Below are 667 nucleotides of genomic sequence, written 5' to 3'. Positions count from 1 at the left end.
GCAGGCCAGAGGCCTGCTAATAAATGACACGGGGCACAGCCCCGCGCCAGTGGGGCGAACTGCTATAGCAATTCGGTTAGCGTTATCCCACAGTCGGGAAAGGCGCTGCTGAAGGGGTAGTGGTGGGCTTCATCTACCAGCCGCGCCACCACGGGATTCTGGTGAATGTAGTCGCGCTTTTGCTGCGCCCACTCGGCCGAGGGTAGGGCAATGGGGTGGTTGCCTTCCTGCCATAGCTTGAAAGCCTGGCCGTGCGGGCGACCATAAAATTGCAACAGGCGCACCAGCCACTCCCGCCGGCTCTCCTGCGGATGCGTTTCAATCAGTTCGTAGATGCGCTTGGCAGTATAGCTTTTTAGGTCGCGCAGCACTGCCGTCATTAGCTTGTCCTCGTCCGCCCGGTCGGCAATCAGGTGGATGTGGCTGGGCATGATGCAGAAGGCATATACCCGCAGCCCCTTTTGCCGGATGCAAAACTGTAGACTCTCCAGAAACACTTCCGCGTACGCCGCTCGCGTAAACAAATCAACCCAGCCTACCACCGTCAGCGTCACAAAGAACAGCCCGCCCTCATACGCCTTATATCGCTCCGACATACCTACTCACCTATAGCAATACATTACAAATGGCGCGGGGCTGTGCCCCGTGCCGACTATTCGCAGGCCTC

At 58.3% G+C, this 667-nt stretch carries 1 protein-coding gene; it reads right to left on the bottom strand.

The genetic code is table 11. The features are described 5' to 3' along the window. Positions 1-62: 62 nt before the first annotated feature. Positions 63-596 carry an REP-associated tyrosine transposase gene (locus KYK14_RS21990; protein ID WP_219161774.1) on the bottom strand — a complete coding sequence of 178 codons (534 nt, stop codon included), beginning with the start codon at positions 594-596 and terminating at the stop codon, positions 63-65. Between the last annotated feature and the right edge of the window lie 71 nt (positions 597-667).

The organism is Hymenobacter profundi (genome assembly GCF_019334315.1).
In the GTDB taxonomy this organism is placed as follows: domain Bacteria; phylum Bacteroidota; class Bacteroidia; order Cytophagales; family Hymenobacteraceae; genus Hymenobacter; species Hymenobacter profundi.
Note: the sequence above shows the minus strand (reverse complement) of the source record. Positions and strands in the feature narration are given on the sequence as shown.

Coding starts and splice junctions, on each gene's coding strand:
- KYK14_RS21990 (WP_219161774.1), bottom strand. CDS start 596: ATGTCGGAGCGATATAAGGCGTATGAGGGCGGGCTGTTCTTTGTGACG.